This is a genomic window from Mycobacterium sp. PTI7 (assembly GCF_056679845.1).
The window spans coordinates 5,723,511-5,739,646 of sequence record NZ_CM155252.1; the positions used below are offsets into that span (position 1 = coordinate 5,723,511).

A 16,136-nucleotide genomic window follows, 5' to 3' on the forward strand; every position below is an offset into this window, starting at 1 on the left:
CGCCCGAAGTCACCCCGGCGTCAGAAAACCGGCGGACGGGTATGGGCGATGATGTAGCGGAATCGACGTGAGGAGCAGTGCATGCTGGGTGTGATCGGTGGCAGCGGTTTCTACTCCTTCTTCGGAGCGGACGCGCGCAGCGTCAACCTCGACACGCCCTACGGCGCGCCGAGCGGCGCGATCACCGTCGGCACCGTGGGCGAGCACGAGGTGGCGTTCCTGCCGCGGCACGGCGCCAACCACGAGTTCTCGCCGCACACCGTCCCGTACCGCGCCAACATGTGGGCGTTGCGGGCGCTGGGCGTGCGACGGGTGTTCGGTCCGTGCGCAGTCGGCAGCCTCAAGCCCGAACTCGGACCGGGCTCGATGGTGGTGCCCGACCAGCTCGTCGACCGGACGAGCGCCCGGGCCGACACGTACTTCGACTCCGGCGGCATCCACGTGGGGTTCGCCGACCCGTACTGCCCGACGCTGCGGCGTGCGGTCACCGGCCTGCCCGGCGTCGTCGACGGCGGCACGATGGTGGTCATCCAGGGCCCGCGGTTCTCGACGCGCGCGGAGAGTCGCTGGTTCGCAAGCGAGGGCTTCGCGCTGGTCAACATGACCGGCTACCCGGAGTCGGTGCTCGCCCGGGAACTCGAGATGTGCTACGCCGCAATCGCACTCGTCACCGACCTGGACGCGGGCATCGAATCGGGCGCAGGCGTCACCGCGGTCGACGTCTTCGCCGAGTTCGAGAAGAACCTGGTGCCGTTCAAGCAGCTGGTGCACGAGGCGATAGACCAGGTCGACGTCGAGAACGCCTGCACGCACTGCTCGCCGCATGCCGGCGTCACGCTGCCAATCGAGCTGCCGTGAAGGTATTGCTCACCGGCGCAGCCGGTTTCATCGGATCGCGGATTCGTGCCCAGCTGACCGACGGCGGTCACGAGGTCGTGGCGGTCGACGCGATGCTGCCCGCCGCCCACGGCGACGCCACCACGCCGCCGGACGGCGTCCGGGTGCTCGACGTCCGTGACGCCGCGGGCCTCGCGGAACTGCTGCCCGGCGTCGACGTCGTGTGCCACCAGGCGGCCGTCGTCGGTGCGGGTGTCGACGCGTCGGACGCGCCGTCCTACGGCAGCCACAACGACTACGGCACCACGGTGCTGCTCGCCGAGATGTATGCCGCCGGCTGCCAGAAGCTGGTGCTGGCGTCGTCGATGGTGGTCTACGGCCAGGGTGGTTTCGCGTGCGCCGAGCACGGCGTCGTCGACCCGCTGCCCCGGACCAAGGCCGACCTCGACGCCGGCGAGTTCGAGCACCGCTGCCCCGTCGGCGCCGAACCGCTGCAGTGGCGGCTGGTCGACGAGGACGCGCCGCTGCGGCCCCGAAGTCTGTACGCCGCAAGCAAGGTCGCGCAGGAGCACTACGCGCTGGCGTGGGCCGAGGCGACGGGTGGCTCGGTGGTGGCGCTGCGCTATCACAACGTCTACGGCCCGCACATGCCGCGCGACACCCCGTATTCCGGTGTGGCGGCGATCTTCAGGTCGGCGATCGAGCGGGGCGAGCCGCCGCGGGTGTTCGAGGACGGCGGCCAGATGCGGGACTTCGTCCACGTCGACGACGTCGCCGCCGCCAACGTCGCGGCCACGACCTTCGGCGGCGAGGGCTTCGCCGCGTTCAACGTGTGCTCGGGGCGGCCCATCGCCATCCGCGACGTCGCCACGCGCATCTGCGAGGTGCGCGACGGGCTGGCGCCGGTGGTCACCGGGCAGTACCGCAGCGGCGACGTGCGGCACATCGTCGCCAGCCCCGCGGCGGCCGCCGACGTGCTCGGCTTCCGCGCCGCGATCGACCCGCAGGAGGGGTTGGCGGACTTCGCGTTCGCCCCGCTGCGCGGGTAGCCGTTCCCCGTCCTTCCGCGCGGGTCCCGTCTTCCCGCGAGCAGACGTAAATGTGCGCGCTCTCCTGGGCAAATGCGAACGTTTGTGTCTGCTCGCGGGGAGAGGTGGGCGGGGAAGCCATACTGGCGAACGTGAAACTCGACATCTGTCAACAGTTCGGCATCGACTTCCCGCTGTTCGCGTTCAGTCACTGCCGCGACGTCGTCGCCGCGGTCACCAACGCCGGGGGCTTCGGCGTTCTCGGGGCCACCGCGTACTCACCCGAGCAGCTCGACCGCGAGCTGTCGTGGATCGACGATCACGTGAACGGCAAGCCCTACGGCGCCGACATCATCGTGCCCGCCAAGTTCGAGGGGAAGGGCGAGGGTCTGTCCAAGGGTGACCTCGCGAGCCGGATCCCGGACGACGCGAAGGCGTTCGTCGCCGAACTGCTCAGCGGCCACGGCATCGAGCCCGACGCCACGCCCCGCATCGGCAGCCCGATGCTGTCGGGCAACACCGGCCGTGAGTTGCTCGACGTCGCGATGAGCCACCCGATCAAGCTGATCGCCAACGCGCTCGGCGTGCCGCCGGACTACATGATCGAGGCGGGTCGCGCCGCAGGCGTCCCGGTCGCCGCGCTCGTCGGCGCCAAGGAGCACGCGCTGAAGCAAGCCGCCGCCGGGGTCGACCTGATCGTCGCGCAGGGCACCGAGGCGGGTGGGCACTGCGGCGAGGTCAGCACGCTGGTGCTTGTCCCCGAGGTGCTCGACGCGCTGGAGGCCGCCGGCAGTGACATCCCGGTGCTGGCCGCCGGTGGCATCGTCACGGGCAGGCAGATGGCGGCCGCCGTCGCGATGGGTGCGGCCGGCGCGTGGACGGGTTCGGTGTGGCTGACCACCGAGGAGGCCGAGACCGCGCCGCACACCGTCCAGAAGATGCTCGCGGCGTCGTCCCGTGACACGGTGCGGTCGGCCGGTCGCACCGGCAAGCCGTCGCGGCAGCTCGTCTCGGACTGGACCGACGCGTGGGCCCCCAACGACGGCGGTCGCCGGCCGCTGCCGCTTCCGCTGCAGTCGATGCTCGTCGAGCCGGTGCTGCGCCGCGTCGACGCGCTCGCCGAGCAGGGGCACGAGGGTGCGCAATCGCTCGCGACGTACTTCGTCGGTCAGGGCGTCGGGATGATGAACAAGGTGAAGCCCGCCCGCGAGGTGGTGCTGGAGTTCATCGAGGACTACCTCGCCGCCGCCGAGCGCCTCGGGCGCACCATCCCCGACTGACCGGCCCGCCGGCGAGCGTGCGGAAACTCAGGTTTGCGACCGGCGTGTCGCCCGCAGACACGCACGCTCGCGGAAGGAAGAGAGGGCTCGCGGAAGGAAGAGAGCGCTCAGGCCTCGCCGGCGAGGGGGAGCCGCACCTCGAGGCGCGCGCCGTGCTCGAGGTTGTAGGCGGTGACGGTGCCGTGGTGGGCCTGCACCAGGCCCGCGGCGATCGCCAGCCCGAGCCCGGAGCCGCTGGGCAGCGAGGCGTCGGAGCGGGGCACCCGGCCGTTGGACCCGCGGTAGGCGATGTCGAACACCCGCGCCAGGTCGGCCTCGTCGATGCCGACGCCGGTGTCGTCGACGCGGGCCCACGCGCCGCGCTCGTCGCGTCCGACCGACAGCGCCACCTTGCCACCGTCGGGGGTGTGGGCGATCGCGTTGGCGACCAGGTTGGACAGCACCCGCACCAGCGCCCGGTCGCTGCCGATCACCCGCACCGGCTCGTCGGGCAGGTCGGCGCGCAGCGTCACGCCCGCGCGCTCGGCGGTGATGCGGTGCGCGGACAGCACGTCGTCGACGACCTCGTCGAGGGCCACCCGGTCGAACACGGGCTGGATCGCGCCGGCGTTGATCTTGCTCATCTCGAACAGGTCGTCGACCATCTCCGAGAGCCGGATGGTCTCCTGCTCGATGTGGCGGGCGTGGTCGCGGATCTCGTCGTCGGCGAGGACGCCATCGGCGATCGCCTCGGAGACGGCCCGGATGCCGGCCAGCGGCGTGCGCAGGTCGTGGCTGACGAACGCCACCAGCCGGCGCCGCGACACCTCGGCGGCGTGTTCGGACTGACGGATCTGGTCCTCCCACACCATCTTCCGTGCCTGGTGACGGGCGAGCATGACCGCGGCGGGGATGGTCACCACCGAGACGATCACCAGCACCACGCCGAAGCTCTCGAAGCCGTCGGTCACCATGAAGCCGCTGGCGCCGAGCACGCCGGTGAACGTCGCGACGGTCGGGATGAGCACCAGCGCGACCATGCTGACGGCCAGCGACCAGGACTGCGCGAGTTTGATCACCAGTGCGCCGACCAGGACCACGGGAACGGAGAAGGCCAGCGCGAGGCCGATCATCTCCCAGATGTCGGGTGCGGTCATCGAACGGTGGCGCTCCGCGTCATTCCCGTGCCTCGCTCCACATGTAGCCGCGACCCCACACCGTCTGCACGCGGTGCTGGTCGCCCAGCTTCGACCGGAGTCGCTTGACGTGCACGGTCACCGTCGACAGGTCGCCGAAGTCCCACTGCCACACGTTCTTCAGCAGCTCCTCGCGGCTGTAGACGGTGTTGTCGTGGGTGAGGAAGAACAGCAGCAGGTCGAATTCGCGGTTGGTCAGCGACACCGGCTGGTCGTAGAGGGTGACCGAGCGCGCCGACGCGGAGATCTTCAACGCACCGGTCGACAGCGTCGCGGGCGGCGACGCCTGCGGTGACGGGTTGCGGCGCAGCACGGACCGGACCCGCAGCGCCAGTTCGCGCGGACTGAACGGCTTGGTGACGTAGTCGTCGGCGCCCGCCTCGAGGCCGGCGATGCGGTCGTCCTCCTCGGCGAGGGCGGTCAGCAGGATGACGGGGACCTCGTAGCCGCTCCGGTCGCGCAGCGTCTGGCAGAGCACCAGGCCGTCGGGCCCGGGCATCATCACGTCGAGGACGGCGAGGTCGATCGCCTCGGTGTCGAGTACGTGAAGCGCCTCGTGCCCGTCCCGGGCTATGGTCACCTCGAGCCCGTCGCGCTCGAGATATCGGCGCAACACGTCGCGGACGACGTTGTCGTCGTCGGCGATCAGGACTCGGGTCACGGTGTCAAGGTTAACGGGCAAAGAGGTTCCTTACGCCCGCGTCACTCTTTCGTCAGCCCATTAGTCGTTTGATCGGAGCCCGCGTGGCAAACCATGGGACCGTGAACGACGGTCGGGTGACGGTGATTCTGCCGTGCATGAACGAGGCCGAAGCCCTCCCCGGCGTGCTCGCCTCGATGCCCCCCGGATTCGCCCCGCTCGTCGTCGACAACAACAGCACCGACGGGACCGCGGACGTCGCGCGGCGCGCCGGCGCCCGGGTGGTCGAGGAGTCCCGGCCCGGCTACGGCTCCGCCGTCCACGCCGGCATCGAAGCGGCCGACACGGAGATCGTCGCCGTCATCGACGCCGATGGCTCGCTGAACCCCGCCGACCTGCCCGCCCTGGTCGCCGACCTCGACCGGGGTGCCGACATGGCCGTCGGCCGCCGCCGCGCCGCCGGTGGGGTGGGCTGGCCCTGGCACGCCCGTCTCGGCACCGCCGCGGTGTGCTGGCGGTTGCGCACCCGGCACGGCATGCCGGTGCACGACATCGCGCCGATGCGCGTGGCCCGCCGCGACGCCGTACTCGGCCTTGGTGTCGTCGACCGCCGTTCCGGGTATCCGCTCGAACTACTGGTCCGCGCGGCCGCTGCGGACTGGAACGTGGTCGAACGCGACGTCGCCTACGGTCCCCGCTCCGGCGGGAAGTCCAAGGTCAGCGGCTCGGTGCGTGGCAGCGTTCACGCGGCCCTGGATTTCTGGCGGGTGATCTCGTGAGCGGCGGCGTCCCGTGCACCGTGCTGGTCGTGGCCAAGGCACCCGTACCCGGCTTCGCGAAGACACGGCTGGCCGCGACCCTCGGCGACGAAGCCGCCGCCGACCTCGCCGCCGCCTCCCTGCTCGACACCCTCGACGCCGTCGCCTCGTCGTCGGCGACCGCGCGGGTGGTCGCGATGACCGGCGACCTGGACGGGGCCAGCCGGTCCGACGCGATCCGGGCCCGCCTCGCCGACTTCGTCGTGGTCGACCAGAGGGGCGACGCCTTCGGTGACCGCCTCGCCCACGCGCACGCCGACGCGGCGGCCGCCAGCGGACTGCCGGTCCTCCAGATCGGCATGGACACCCCGCAGGTGACGGCCGCCCTGCTCGACGAGTGCGCCACCACCCTGCTCGCGTCCGAGGCCGTACTGGGCATGGCGTCCGACGGCGGCTGGTGGGTGCTCGGCGTCCACGATCCCGTGACGGCGAATGCCCTGCGCGACGTCCCGATGTCGCGCGACGACACCGGCGCGCTCACGCTGGCGGCGCTGGAGGCCACGGGCCTCGACGTCGCGCTCGTCGCGACCCTGACCGACCTCGACACCATCGACGATCTGGATGCCGTGCGACGCGAGTGCACCTCCGGAACCCGGTTCAGCAGACTCGCACCGGCCGGAGGAGCCTGAATGTTCGGAAATCTGTATGACCGCGCCCTGACGGGCGAGCGATGTTGGATCCGTTACGAGGACGGCAGCGTGCACGGTCTGCCCGTGCACAGCTGGCTCGGCCAGCGCCGCAGTGACGACGACTTCGACCGCGCGGTCGTCGGCGAGTGCGTCGGGCCGACGATCGACCTGGGCTGCGGCCCCGGGCGCCTGACGGTCGACCTGATCCAGCGCGGACTGCCCGCCCTCGGCGTCGACCAGTCCGCGACCGCCGTCGAGATGACGCGACGCCGTGGCGCGCCCGCACTCCGGCGTGACGTCTTCGAGCCGCTCCCCGGCACCGGTCGCTGGTCGACGGTGCTGCTGGCGGACGGCAACGTCGGCCTCGGCGGGGATCCGCGGCGGGTCCTCAGCCGCGCGGCGGAACTCCTGCGCTCCGGCGGCCGGTGCGTCACCGAGTTCGACGCCGAGACCGAGGGCGTCGTGGTCCGCTGGGTCCGGCTCGAGTCCTCGCGCACGATCGGGCCGTGGTTCCGCTGGGCGACGGTGGGGCTCGCGGGCGCCCACCAGCTGGCCGACGAGGTGGGCCTCACCATCGAGGACGTGCAGCCGATGGGCACCCGGCTGCTGACGACGCTGGCCGCGGCCTGAGGGCTACCAGTTCGTCAGGATGAAGCTGTTGAGCGCCAGCGCGCCGACCACGTTCAGCGCCAGCCACCAGCGGTGCGAACGGGCCGGTAGCAGCGCCGCCGCCGCCACCAGCCACACCATGAACGGCAGCCAGATGCGCTCGACCTCCGCCTTGCTGAGCATGCTGAGGTCGGCGCACGCGATCGCCAGCAGGGCGCCGAGCACGACGAGGTGCAGGCCGGAGCGCCGCTTGATCGCCGCGACGTCGAACACCCGCCCGATGCCCGCGACGGTCCCCAGGCCGATCGCGCACACCACCGCGGCGAGGTTGCCCCACACCCAGTACTGGAACGGCCGGTCCAGCGCGATGCCCTGCCAGTAGCGCTCCTGCACCAGGTGGTAACCGTCGAACCACCAGAACCCGGCGGCCGCGAAGACCCCGACCACGACGAGCGCCACCGCCACCGCGGGCACCAGCGCGCGGACGGCGGACCGCGCGTTCCGTGCCGAGACCAGGATCGCGACGGCGGGCAGCGCGATCAGCCCGGCGCCGTAGTTGAGGAAGATGACCCAGCCCAGCAGCAGCCCGGCGCCCGCGGCGGCGAGGATCGGGACGCGCACCGCCGACCGTGCCGCCAGCGCGAGCAGGGCCAGACCCCACGCGGCGACACCCGCGAAGTAGCCGTCGGCCGAGACGGCGATCCAGATCGCCGTCGGTGCCACCGCGACGAACGGCGCGACCAGCCGCGCGGTGGGCTCGTCGGCCAGCGCCCGGACCGCCACCACGATGGCGGCCGCCGCGCTCGAGCCGACCAGGAGGCACAGCAGCCCGGCCCAGCCGCCGCCGCTCAACCCGATCCGGTCCAGCCACACGAACGTGAGGAGCGCGCCGGGCGGGTGGCCCGAGACGTGGGTGATCCAGGAGTCGGGCTGGAAGTCGAGGATCCGGTCGGAGAACGTGCGGACGGTCTCGGGGATGTCGGTGATGGTCGGCACCTGCCGCAGGTACTCGTGGCGGGCCTCCAGGCGGCCGGCGAAACCGAGCTGCCAGCCGTCGATCATCGCCAACGAGAACGCCCAGGCGCACGACACCGCCCACGTCGCCCAGGGCAGCGCCCGCCACGGCAGCCGGGCGGCCACGGACTGGCCGGCCACGACCATGGCGGCGCCGATGACGATCGCGGGCAGCGTCCCCCAGCCGACGTGGGCGTTCCACCAGCCGAACACCGGCGCGGTGCCCGCGAAGTCGCGGAACCGCTCGGGGGTGGCATTGATCAGCGGCGTGACGATGCCGAGGTGGAGGTGCGGAACCACGAATGCCGCCACCACCAACAGGATCGCGAGGGTCACGGCGATCACGTCACGACGGGCGGTCTTCACGCCTGTCAACCCTAGGCGTCGACCTCGTGTACCCGGCCTGACGGGTTCATGACGGTCGGTCGTTTCGCGGGGGATCCGGTGGGAACCCACGACGCGCACGGACCCCGCACGGGGTCACATCTCAACGAGAGGGGACGGCCACGTGGCAGGCGACAGCGGACCGGAGGAAGGCGTCAAGGGCGCGGTCGAGGGCGTGAAGGGCAAGGCCAAGGAGGTCGCCGGCGCGGTGACCGGCAGCGACGACCTGCAGCGCGAGGGCGAGGCGCAACAGGACAAGGCGGACGCGCAGCGCGAGGCCGCACAGAAGGAGGCCGAGGCGGAGAGTGCCCGCGGGGCCGCCAAGGCCAACGAGGCGCGCCAGAAGTCCGCGGAGTAGGCCGCTCGGCCGGGCCGACCCTCGTCACGATCCGCTGGGCGAAGCCCGTCGTCCCCGAAGCGAAGCGGACGAGCCGACGCGGTTTGCCGACCGCCGGATCCGGGTTTCTCTTCACCCCTAGGTGAGAGGCGTCGGGATGAGGGTTGGTCTGGTTGGCGCGAATCCGGCGGTGGAACCGGCTGAGCGCGGCATGTCGACGGCGGAGTTGGCCGCCGCTCTGGCGGCGCGCGGCGCCGAGGTCACCGTGTACGCGCCGCGCCACCACGCCGACGCACCCGACTCGGTCGAGATCGACGGGTACCGCCTCGTCCAGACCCCGCGGGCGATCGGCACGGCCACGTCCGACCTCGCCGAGGTCCTCAACGACTTCGCCCACTTCCTCGTCGACCAGTGGTCGACCGACCGCCCCGACGTGGTCCACGCCCGGTCGTGGCTGCACGGCGTGGCGGCTCAACTGTCGGCCGACCGGCATGCCCTGCCCACCGTGCAGGCCCTGCCCGAGCTGGGATCCGCGCTGCGCAGGCGGCAGTCCCGCGTCGTGGGCCCGCCGGCCCGCACGCGGATGGAGCGTCTGCTCGCGCGCAGTGCGACCCGCATCGCGGCCGCCTGCTCGGACGACGTCGAGGACCTGATCCGGATGGGGTGCGCCCGCGCGCGGATCGCCGTGCTGCCCCACGGCGTCGACGTCGAGGCGTTCGCGCCGACGGGCCCGGTGGCCGACCGCGGTGCGGACGGCCACCGGATCGTGGCTGCGGTCGACGAACTGCTCCCGCATCAAGGTCTCGACGACCTCGTTCGGGTGATGACAAGGCTGCCGAACGCCGAGCTGGTGATCATGGGCGGCCCGGCACCCGACCGGCTCGAACACGACGTCGAGGCCGCCCGGCTGCAACGGCTGGCGGTCGACACCGGCGTCGCGGGCCGCGTGCGGCTGACCGGTGCGCTGCCGGTCGACCAGCGAGCCGAGATGCTCCGATCGGCCGACGTGTTCGCCTGCGCGTCGTGGTACGAACCGAACAACGTCGCGGTGATCGAGGCCATGGCGTGCGGCGTGCCCGTCGTCGCCACCGAGGCGGGTGCCGCCGGCGACCTCGTGGTCCAGGAGGTGACGGGCCTGCTGGTGCCGCCGCGCAATCCGGTCCGATTGTCGGCAGCGCTCGGCGCGATGCTGCACGGCGGTCTGCTCCGCGAGGGGATGGGTCTGGCCGGACGCGCCCGCGCCCGATCCTGCTACGGCTGGGACCGCGTCGCCGCGGATGCCGAGACTGTGCACCTGCGTGCGGTCGACGACCACCTCGTGGCTCCCTCGGGCCGGCCCGCCGCGGGTGCCGGCGGCCGCTGACCGTCCGCGCGCCGCGTTTCCGGTGTCCGGTCCCGGGTAACCGCCACGGACCGACTGGAAGGTGGCACGCATGAAGGCAGTGACCTGGCACGGCAAGCGGGACGTCCGCGTCGACGAGGTACCGGACCCGAGAATCGAACAGGACACCGACGCGATCATCGAGGTCACGTCGACCAACATCTGCGGATCCGACCTGCACCTGTACGAGGTTCTGGGCGCGTTCATGAATGCGGGCGACGTGCTGGGCCACGAGGCGATGGGCGTGGTGCGCGAGGTCGGCCCGGGTGTCTCGAATCTCTCGGTGGGCGATCGCATCGTCGTGCCGTTCCAGATCTCCTGCGGCAGTTGCTTCATGTGCGACCGCCTGCTCTACACGCAGTGCGAGACGACGCAGGTGCGCGAGAAGGGCATGGGCGCAGCGCTTTTCGGCTACTCGGAACTGTACGGCTCGGTGCCGGGCGGCCAGGCCGAGTACCTGCGGATCCCGCAGGCGCAGTTCACCCACGTCAAGGTGCCCGACGGCCCGCCGGACTCGCGGTTCGTCTACCTGTCCGACGTCCTGCCCACCGCATGGCAGGCGGTCGAGTACGCCGACGTTCCGGACGGCGGTTCGGTGACCGTCCTCGGTCTGGGGCCGATCGGCGACATGGCCGCGCGCATCGCCCACCACCGCGGCCACCGGGTCATCGGTGTCGACCGGGTACCCGAGCGACTCGCCAGGACGGCGGCATTCGGAATCGAGGTGATCGACATCGAGGCGCTCGGCGGGCCGGTGGGCGACGCCGTCCGCGACCTCACCGACGGGCGCGGCACCGACTCCGTGATCGATGCTGTCGGCATGGAGGCCCACGGGTCACCCGTCACCAAGCTCGTGCAGCAGGCCGCAGGGTTGCTCCCGGATGCGCTCGGGAAGCCCCTCATGGAGAAGGCAGGTGTCGACCGGCTCGGCGCGCTGTACTCCGCGATCGACATCGTCCGTCGCGGCGGCACGATCTCGCTGAGCGGGGTCTACGGCGGGATGGCCGATCCGCTGCCCATGCTGACGCTGTTCGACAAGCAGGTCCGGCTGCACATGGGGCAGGCCAACGTGAAGCGGTGGGTGGACGACATCCTGCCGCTGCTCACCGATTCGGACCCATTGGGCGTCGACGGGTTTGCCAGCCACGTACTCCCGCTCGCCGATGCACCGCACGCCTACGACATCTTCCAGAAGAAGCAGGACGGCGCCATCAAGGTGATGCTCAAGCCGTAGTTTCGACCCGAGGCCGCGAGATTGACGCTGGCGCGACGAAGTTCGAGTACACGTGTCGGCCACGTCAAACTCGCGGGCAGGAGTAGCCGATCACCAGGTGGTCACCAGCGCGTGGTTCAGCAGCAGCGCACCCACGACGCCGCACAGCAGCCACCACCGGTGTGACCGCGGCGGCAGCAGTGCGGCCGCGGCGGGGAACCACATCGTGAACGGCAGCCAGATCCGCTCGACCTCGGCCTTGCTGAGCATGCTGGCCGTGGCGCACAGGATCGCGGCGAGCATCCCCACCACGATCAGGTGCAGGCCCGACCGTCGGCGCAGCGCCGCCGGGTCGACGGCCCGGGCGACGCCCACCACGCCGGCGAGGCCGACCGCGCACGCCACCGACGCGAAGTTCGCCCATCCCCAGTACCCGAACGGGCGGCTGCTGGCGGTGCCCTGCCAGTAGCGCTCCTGCACCAGGTGATAGCCGTCGAACCACCAGAACCCGGCGAGCAGGAACACCGCCACCACGGTTAGCGCGGCGAGTACCGCGGCGGCCAGGGCCCGCAGCGCGACCCGTCGGTCGGTGGCGGCGAGCAGTACCGCCACGGCGGGCAGCCCCATCAGCACCAGCCCATAGTTGAGGAACACCGCCCACCCCAGCAGCAGGCCCGCGGCGGCCGCGCAGGCCACCGGCCTGCGGACGTCGCGGCGGACGGCGAGGGCCAGCAGCGCCAGCGCCCACGCCGTCACCCCCGCGAAGTAGCCGTCCGCCGATACGGCGACCCAGATCGCGGTGGGGGCCACCGCGACGAACGGCGCCGCCGACCGCGCCGTGGCCTCGTCGGCCAGCGCCCGCACGGCGACGACGATGGCCGCCGCGGCGCTGGACCCGGCCAGCAGGCACAGCACGCCCGCCCACGCGCCGCCGCCGAGTCCGATCCGGTCCAGCCAGACGAAGGTCAGCAGCGCGCCGGGGGGATGGCCGGACACGTGGGTGACCCAGGAGTCGGGCTGGTAGTCGAGGATCCGGCCGGCGAAGCCCCGCACCGCCGCACCGACGTCGTTGACCGACGGCACCTGCCGCAGATATTCGTGCTTGGTGGTGAGCCGGCCGGCGAAACCGCGTTGCCATCCGTCGATCAACGCCAGGGAGAACGCCCAGGCGCAGGACGTCGCCCACGTCGTCGCGACGAGCGTGCGCCACGGGATCCGGGCGGCGACGGCCGGACCCCACAGTGCCGTGGCGAGTCCGATGACGACCGCGGGGAGGGTGCCCGCCCCGACGTGCCACTCCCACCAGCCGTGGATCGGGGCGGATCCCGCGAGTTCCGCGTACTTCTCCGGCGTGGCGCCGATCAGCGGTGCGACGCCGACGTTCAGCCGTGGCAGTCCGAACGCCGCCAGCACCAGGCCGACACCGGCGAGGGCGGCGACGACGTCGCGACGAGAGCCGTTGCGATGCAGGAACTCTCGGCGGTCCACGGTACGGCTAGGAGTCGCCCGGATCGGGTCGGACGGCCGCGAGTGCGTCGGCGAGCGAGTCGTACATCGCGAACACGTCGGTCAGGCCCGTCACCTGGATCGGCCGGCGGGTGGCGGCGCGATCGGCGACGACGGCGAACGCGGAGGGGGCGATCTTGTCGTTCGTCTCCGCGAGGATCCGCAGGCCCGCCGATCCCATGAAGCCGACGCCGCTCAGGTCCACGATCAACGCGTGGCTGCCGGTGGCGGTCGCCTCGGCTACGGCGGCGTCCAGAATGGTGGCCGTCGCCAGGTCGATCTCACCCTCGACCGACAGCACCGCGACGTCGCCGGGGAGGCGTTCGACGCGGGTCGTCAACAGGTCTCGAGGCATTCGGACCTTCCTCCAATGAGGGGCGAGGGACTGGCTGCACGGCGTGCAGCACTGGTCGGGCCTCGGGTCTGAAACCGATCGAACCCTATCGCAATGTTTGAACCATCACCGCAATGTGCACATACGGACGAAGCATCACGGGGAACGAGTCACGGGAGCCTGCATGTCGTTCGAACCACCCTCGCGCGCGGCGGCATGCCCGTCGTCGGCGTACGGGGCAGGCCGATCGACGGCGCCTTCGGGCACCCTCCGATGCTGCGTCGAACGATCATGACGAGACCTCACTCACCGCCGCTGCATCTGGAGATCCCGGCACGCGCCGAAGAGCTGGCGTCGGTGCGGCGTCGATTCTCCGAGTGGCTGGCGCTGGCGGGCGTCGGCGCCGAACTCGCCGCCGACATCCTCCTCGTCGTCAACGAGGCGTGTTCCAACAGCATCGAGCACGCCTACCTCGGCCGGACCCCGGGCGTCGTCCGTCTGAGCGCGGACCACGAATCGGACGGCATCTGTCTCACCATCGAGGACTTCGGGCAGTGGCGGGGCGGTGCCACCGACGCGGACGTGTCGCGCGGTCGCGGACTCCCGCTGGTACGCGCCCTGAGCACCCGCGTCGACCTCAGCACCAGCGATCGCGGCACCCGCCTGTCGATGAGTTTCCCGGCACCGACCTAGGCGCGGCCGAAGCCGGGTTTGCATCGCGGGCGCCGCGGGTACCGCGTCACGTCAGCGATCGACGAAACACGGGGGAGCGATGCGGGCGGACTACCACCGGCAACTCGAGACATTGCGCGCCGACCTCGGCCGCATGTGCTCGTTGGCCGGCACCGCGGTCGGCTCGGCGACGGATGCCCTGCTCGGGGACGACCTCGGCGCTGCGGCACGCGTGTCGGACGACGTCGACCGCCTCCGGGTGCTCGACGGCGCCGTGGAACGACAGGTCGTCAGCATCCTGGCACGGCAGGCACCGGTCGCCCGGGACCTCCGCGAGGTCGTCACCGCCATCCAGATCGCCGCCGACGCCGATCGGATGGGCGGGCTCGCGGCCCACATCGCACGCGTGCCCACGCTCCGCCATCCCGATCCGGTGGTGCCGGATCCGTTGCAGCCCAGCTTCGTTCAGATGGGCGCGTTGGCCGTCGACCTCGCGGACCGGTGCCGCGCGGCGGTGCTGGACGGTACGGGGGCGCAGACGGATCGGATCCTCGACGACGACAACGCGATGGAGCAGGTGCACCGCGGGGTCCACCGCGCGGTGATGCAGAAGGACTGGTCCCACGGCGCGACCGCCGCGATCGACGCGGTGCTCCTGGGCAGGTTCTACGGGCGCTTCGCCGACCACGCCGGGGAGATCGCCCGCCGGGTGCGGTTCCAGACGACGGGCAGCAACGTGCACGGCGACGCGCTGGTCTGACCCTGACGTCTATCCCTTTTACGAAAACAACCGGGCGGGTATTGTGGACTGCCAAGCGGGTTGAGATGTAGCTCGGCGGCCACTGCGTGGAGTCGATTCGATGCACTTAGATTCCGAAGTCCCCGAACCCAATCTGGTCCACCGTCGTGAGGTACGCACCGGCGACCTGGCCGAGATCCGCAGGTACCTGGCCAGGTTGTACCGCGCCGACGTCGACGTTCGGGTCCTCGACCCGAAGCGGGGTCGCCCCCAGTCGCCGTCCCCCGCGCTCCTGCACCGTCGCACCGATGCCGGCTCCTTTTCGTTGGAGGATGTCCGACACGGCGGGCTTGCGGAGACCCGCGCAGATGGCGCACCCGGACTGATCGTGCTGTGGAACGTCGACGGCCACGTTCGCACCACGGTCGACGAGGAGTCCGCGGGGGCCGGTCCCGGCGACGTCGTCTTGGGTTCAACCGGTGGCTCCCGGGTCGCGCTGATGACACGCGACCCGCTCCTGAAGACCACCGTCCTCGATCAGAGCCTGATCGACCGGGTGGCCGCCGACTCCACCGTCATGCGCGCCAAGGGCGTGCGCTTCACGTCCATCGAGCCGCGCAGTCCAGAGGCGACGTTGGCGTGGATCAGGGTGCGGCGCTTCGTGGAGGAAACCGTCGTCGCCGACGACGCCGTGGCGACACCACTGGTGATCGCCTCGGCCGCACGACTGCTCGCGGCCACGGCGCTTGCGGTGTTTCCCAACACCGCGTCCGACCTGCACGACGGGGCCGGCATGGATTCGGGCCCTCATCCGGCCCTGGTGCGGCGTGCGATCGACTACATCGAGCAGCACGTCTCCGACGACGTCGGCGTCGCCGACATCGCGGCGGCGGTCTACGTGACACCGCGCGCGCTGCAGTACATGTTCCGGCGCCACCTCGACACCACCCCGATGGCGTACCTGCGCCGCATTCGGCTCGACCACGTGCACCGCGAACTCCGCGAGGGTTCCCGTGACGACAGCACGGTGACGGCCATCGCGGCGCGGTGGGGCTTCGCGCACACGGGGCGATTCGCGGTGCTCTACCGCGAGACCTACGGCCAGAGCCCGCACGTCACGCTGCGCGAGTAGCGCGGTCCACGTATCGCACGGCTACCGTGCCGCACCATGGGATTTGGGTGGGCTCGTACTCGCGTCACCGTCCGTCAGGTCGGGTCGTGGCCCCAGTTCATCAGCGAGTACCGCCAGTGGGTGTCGGTGACGTCGCCCGAGGGGCGCTGGGCGAGGTGACGTTTGACGTATCCGTTGACCTTGCGCATGTGCGCGTAGTCGTCGGAACCCAGATCGCCCTTCTTCGACTTCAGGATCTTCACGATGTGCCGACCGCTGGCGTGACCGGTCGACTCGGAGTCACCCGACTTCTGGCCGACCTCCTTCGATTCGTCGGTGTCCAGCCACTTCTCGAGTTCCGACGCCGTCATGTTCACGGCGTCGTGGAAGTCCTTCCACGTGGTCTCGTCGTCGTCGGTCATGGCGTGC

Annotated in this window: 18 protein-coding genes; 12 read left to right on the forward strand and 6 right to left on the reverse strand. The window is 71.3% G+C overall.

Annotated features, from left to right (window positions below):
- The first annotated feature begins 81 nt into the window (after positions 1-81).
- The 3 genes from AC1MEY_RS27540 (at position 82) to AC1MEY_RS27550 (ending at position 3,145) form a co-directional block, all read left to right on the forward strand.
- On the forward strand, positions 82-858 hold the full coding sequence (locus AC1MEY_RS27540; protein ID WP_480228494.1) for an S-methyl-5'-thioadenosine phosphorylase: 777 nt from the start codon (positions 82-84) through the stop codon (positions 856-858).
- Positions 855-1,886: an NAD-dependent epimerase/dehydratase family protein gene (locus AC1MEY_RS27545; protein ID WP_480228495.1), complete on the forward strand. Its 1,032-nt coding sequence runs from the start codon at positions 855-857 to the stop codon at positions 1,884-1,886. Before AC1MEY_RS27540 ends, AC1MEY_RS27545 begins: the two co-directional genes overlap by 4 nt.
- Before the next feature lie 131 nt (positions 1,887-2,017).
- On the forward strand, positions 2,018-3,145 hold the full coding sequence (locus AC1MEY_RS27550; protein ID WP_480228496.1) for a nitronate monooxygenase: 1,128 nt from the start codon (positions 2,018-2,020) through the stop codon (positions 3,143-3,145).
- 107 nt (positions 3,146-3,252) lie between these two features.
- Here AC1MEY_RS27550 and AC1MEY_RS27555 read toward each other — a convergent pair whose 3' ends face one another.
- Both AC1MEY_RS27555 and AC1MEY_RS27560 read right to left on the reverse strand, forming a co-directional pair.
- Positions 3,253-4,281: a sensor histidine kinase gene (locus AC1MEY_RS27555; RefSeq protein WP_480228497.1), complete on the reverse strand. Its 1,029-nt coding sequence runs from the start codon at positions 4,279-4,281 to the stop codon at positions 3,253-3,255.
- A gap of 19 nt (positions 4,282-4,300) precedes the next feature.
- The gene (locus tag AC1MEY_RS27560) at positions 4,301-4,981 is read right to left on the reverse strand and encodes a response regulator transcription factor (RefSeq protein ID WP_480228498.1); all 681 of its coding nucleotides are present in this window, start codon (positions 4,979-4,981) and stop codon (positions 4,301-4,303) included.
- Between the two features lie 137 nt (positions 4,982-5,118).
- Between AC1MEY_RS27560 and AC1MEY_RS27565 the strand changes: the two genes are divergently transcribed.
- Genes AC1MEY_RS27565 through AC1MEY_RS27575 form a run of 3 tightly spaced genes read left to right on the forward strand, consistent with a single transcriptional unit; the run spans position 5,119 to position 7,037 of the window.
- Entirely contained in the window at positions 5,119-5,739 is a 621-nt protein-coding gene (locus AC1MEY_RS27565; RefSeq protein WP_480228499.1) for a glycosyltransferase, read from the forward strand.
- 29 nt (positions 5,740-5,768) lie between these two features.
- The gene (locus AC1MEY_RS27570; protein ID WP_480228500.1) at positions 5,769-6,407 is read left to right on the forward strand and encodes a TIGR04282 family arsenosugar biosynthesis glycosyltransferase; all 639 of its coding nucleotides are present in this window, start codon (positions 5,769-5,771) and stop codon (positions 6,405-6,407) included.
- A complete protein-coding gene (locus AC1MEY_RS27575) occupies positions 6,408-7,037 on the forward strand; it encodes a methyltransferase domain-containing protein (RefSeq protein ID WP_480228501.1) in 630 nt (209 codons plus the stop codon). It abuts the gene before it with no gap.
- Between the two features lie 3 nt (positions 7,038-7,040).
- Here the strand turns inward: AC1MEY_RS27575 and AC1MEY_RS27580 are convergent, their stop codons facing one another.
- Entirely contained in the window at positions 7,041-8,396 is a 1,356-nt protein-coding gene (locus tag AC1MEY_RS27580) for a hypothetical protein (RefSeq protein WP_480228502.1), read from the reverse strand.
- Between the two features lie 142 nt (positions 8,397-8,538).
- Here AC1MEY_RS27580 and mbp1 point away from each other — a divergent pair, with 142 nt between their 5' ends.
- The 3 genes from mbp1 (at position 8,539) to AC1MEY_RS27595 (ending at position 11,366) form a co-directional block, all read left to right on the forward strand.
- Positions 8,539-8,772, forward strand: a complete 234-nt coding sequence (mbp1, locus tag AC1MEY_RS27585) for a microaggregate-binding protein 1 (protein ID WP_480228503.1) — start codon at positions 8,539-8,541, stop codon at positions 8,770-8,772.
- 169 nt (positions 8,773-8,941) lie between these two features.
- On the forward strand, positions 8,942-10,114 hold the full coding sequence (locus tag AC1MEY_RS27590) for a glycosyltransferase (protein WP_480228504.1): 1,173 nt from the start codon (positions 8,942-8,944) through the stop codon (positions 10,112-10,114).
- A gap of 70 nt (positions 10,115-10,184) precedes the next feature.
- Complete coding sequence (locus AC1MEY_RS27595) at positions 10,185-11,366, forward strand: zinc-dependent alcohol dehydrogenase (RefSeq protein ID WP_480228505.1); 1,182 nt, start codon at positions 10,185-10,187, stop codon at positions 11,364-11,366.
- A 90-nt stretch (positions 11,367-11,456) separates the two neighbouring features.
- Here the strand turns inward: AC1MEY_RS27595 and AC1MEY_RS27600 are convergent, their stop codons facing one another.
- Complete coding sequence (locus AC1MEY_RS27600) at positions 11,457-12,833, reverse strand: hypothetical protein (protein WP_480228506.1); 1,377 nt, start codon at positions 12,831-12,833, stop codon at positions 11,457-11,459.
- 7 nt (positions 12,834-12,840) lie between these two features.
- Positions 12,841-13,206 (reverse strand): STAS domain-containing protein, encoded by a 366-nt coding sequence (locus AC1MEY_RS27605; RefSeq protein ID WP_480228507.1) that lies wholly within the window; start codon positions 13,204-13,206, stop codon positions 12,841-12,843.
- 270 nt (positions 13,207-13,476) lie between these two features.
- On the opposite strand from AC1MEY_RS27605, the gene AC1MEY_RS27610 reads away from it, so the two are divergent.
- The 3 genes from AC1MEY_RS27610 to AC1MEY_RS27620 all read left to right on the forward strand — a co-directional run bounded on the left by AC1MEY_RS27610 (position 13,477) and on the right by AC1MEY_RS27620 (position 15,728).
- On the forward strand, positions 13,477-13,878 hold the full coding sequence (locus AC1MEY_RS27610; protein WP_480228508.1) for an ATP-binding protein: 402 nt from the start codon (positions 13,477-13,479) through the stop codon (positions 13,876-13,878).
- Between the two features lie 79 nt (positions 13,879-13,957).
- Positions 13,958-14,617 carry a phosphate signaling complex PhoU family protein gene (locus AC1MEY_RS27615; RefSeq protein ID WP_480228509.1) on the forward strand — a complete coding sequence of 220 codons (660 nt, stop codon included), beginning with the start codon at positions 13,958-13,960 and terminating at the stop codon, positions 14,615-14,617.
- 100 nt (positions 14,618-14,717) lie between these two features.
- Positions 14,718-15,728 carry a helix-turn-helix transcriptional regulator gene (locus AC1MEY_RS27620; RefSeq protein WP_480228510.1) on the forward strand — a complete coding sequence of 337 codons (1,011 nt, stop codon included), beginning with the start codon at positions 14,718-14,720 and terminating at the stop codon, positions 15,726-15,728.
- Positions 15,729-15,802: 74 nt separating this feature from the next.
- Here the strand turns inward: AC1MEY_RS27620 and AC1MEY_RS27625 are convergent, their stop codons facing one another.
- On the reverse strand, positions 15,803-16,129 hold the full coding sequence (locus AC1MEY_RS27625) for a DUF3140 domain-containing protein (RefSeq protein WP_480228511.1): 327 nt from the start codon (positions 16,127-16,129) through the stop codon (positions 15,803-15,805).
- Positions 16,130-16,136 lie beyond the last annotated feature (7 nt).